At 55.7% G+C, this 2605-nt stretch carries 1 rRNA gene; it reads left to right on the forward strand.

Annotation, left to right across the window (positions count from 1 at the left end):
• Positions 1 to 89 precede the first annotated feature (89 nt).
• Positions 90 to 2605: ribosomal RNA gene (locus B5E53_RS18395) — 23S ribosomal RNA — on the forward strand; the annotation flags it as partial.

Consider the following 2605-nt stretch of genomic DNA (forward strand, 5'->3'; position numbering starts at 1 on the left):
AGCATGAGGCGTATGTCTCATGGAGCGGACTGCCGCCTACGCTAGGGCAGGCAGGAAGCAGCCGTATCGAAAGATACGGGCGAGGAAAAGGTCAAGCGAAGAAGGGCGCAGGGCGGATGCCTTGGCACTGAGAGCCGATGAAAGACGTGATAAGCTGCGAAAAGCTTCGGGGAGGAGCACATATCCTGTGATCCGGAGATTTCTGAATGGGGAAACCCGGCTGAGCAACCCTCAGTCATCCGTACGTGAATCCATAGCGTGCGGAAGGGAACCCGGGGAACTGAAACATCTAAGTACCCGGAGGAAGAGAAAGAAACATCGATTCCGTCAGTAGCGGCGAGCGAAAGCGGAAGAGCCCAAACCGTGATGCGTGCATCGCGGGGTTCGGACTGCATAAAGGGATCTGCGAAGGACAGGAGAACGGCATTGGAACAGCCGGCCAGAGAGGGTGAGAGCCCCGTATCCGAAGTCGTGAGCAGCCCGGCAGGATCCAGAGTACCACGGGACACGGGAAACCCTGTGGGAAGGAGCGGAGACCACTCCGTAAGGCTAAATACTACTCAGTGACCGATAGCGCATAGTACTGTGAAGGAAAGGTGAAAAGAACCCCGGGAGGGGAGTGAAAGAGAACCTGAAACCCTGTGTCTACAAGCTGTGGGAGCGCATCAGTGGCGCGACCGCGTACTTTTTGTAGAACGGTCCGGCGAGCTGCGGATGCTGGCAAGGTTAAGCACTTCAGGTGCGGAGCCGGAGGGAAACCAAGTCTTAACAGGGCGTATAGTCAGCATGTGCAGGCCCGAAACCGGGTGACCTATCCATGTCCAGGTTGAAGCCGCCGTAAAAGGCGATGGAGGACCGAACCCACATCCGTTGAAAAGGGTGGGGATGAGGTGTGGATAGCGGAGAAATTCCAATCGAACCCGGAGATAGCTGGTTCTCCTCGAAATAGCTTTAGGGCTAGCCTCGCACAAGTCTGCCGGAGGTAGAGCACTGAATTCCTGCGGGGGCGTCAAAGCCTACCAAGGGATATCAAACTCCGAATGCCGGACAGATGGTGTGCGGGAGTCAGACTGTACGAGATAAGTTGGACAGTCGAAAGGGAAAGAGCCCAGACCGCCGGCTAAGGTCCCAAAGTGGGTGTTAAGTGGGAAAGGATGTGGGATTTCGAAGACAACCAGGATGTTGGCTCAGAAGCAGCCATCCATTGAAAGAGTGCGTAACAGCTCACTGGTCGAGAGGTCCTGCGCCGAAAATGTCCGGGGCTGAAACACCACACCGAAGCCGCGGAATCTAGATAGATTGGTAGAGGAGCATCCTTAAGGGGGCGAAGCGTTACCGGAAGGGGGCGTGGACCTTTAAGGAGAGAGAATGCCGGAATGAGTAGCGAGATGAAGGTGGGAATCCTTCAGGCCGAATATCCAAGGTTTCCAGGGTAAAGCTGATCTGCCCTGGGTAAGTCGGGGCCTAAGGAGAGGCAGAAATGCGTATCCGATGGACAGCAGGTTCAGATTCCTGCACCCCTTATGGACAGAACTGCGGGGACACGGGAAGGGAAGCGGAGCCGGGAATGGAAAGCCCGGTGCAAGCGAAGTAGTTTTGGGATTGGAAAAACCGTCCCATATAAGACGAAGGCGTGATGCGGAGCGAAACGAAGTAGCGAAGCCGCGGCCCCTTGCTGTCGAGAAAAGCCGCTATTGTTCCATAAGGGCCCGTACCGTAAACCGACACAGGTGGATGAGGAGAGAATCCTAAGGCCGGCGGGAGAAGTGTTGTTAAGGAACTCGGCAAAATGACTCCGTAACTTCGGGAGAAGGAGTGCTGCGAGAGCAGCCGCAGAGAAACGGCCCAAGCAACTGTTTAGCAAAAACACAGGTCTATGCGAAACCGCAAGGTGAGGTATATGGGCTGACGCCTGCCCGGTGCTGGAAGGTTAAGGGGAGGGCTTAGCGCAAGCGAAGGCCTGAACTTAAGCCCCAGTAAACGGCGGCCGTAACTATAACGGTCCTAAGGTAGCGAAATTCCTTGTCGGGTAAGTTCCGACCCGCACGAAAGGCGTAATGATTTGGGCACTGTCTCAACAACACACCCGGTGAAATTGAAATACCAGTGAAGATGCTGGTTACCCGCGCCAGGACGGAAAGACCCCATGGAGCTTTACTCCAGCCTGATACTGGGATTCGGTATTGCATGTACAGGATAGGTGGGAGGCAGGGAAATGGCGACGCCAGTCGCCATGGAGCCGCTGTTGGGATACCACCCTTGCAGTACTGGGTTTCTAACCATGAGCCGTGACCCGGCCATGGGACAATGTCAGGCGGGGAGTTTGACTGGGGCGGTCGCCTCCGAAAGGGTATCGGAGGCGCTCGAAGGTCTCCTCAGGATGGTTGGAAACCATCCAGAGAGTGCAAAGGCAGAAGGAGGCTTGACTGCGACACCGACGGGTGGAGCAGGTACGAAAGTAGGACTTAGTGATCCGGTGGCATAACGTGGGATTGCCATCGCTCAACGGATAAAAGCTACCCTGGGGATAACAGGCTTATCACTCCCAAGAGTTCACATCGACGGAGTGGTTTGGCACCTCGATGTCGGCTCATCGCATCCTGGA

The organism is Eubacterium sp. An11 (assembly GCF_002161065.1).
Lineage (GTDB): Bacteria > Bacillota > Clostridia > Lachnospirales > Lachnospiraceae > Anaerobutyricum > Anaerobutyricum faecale.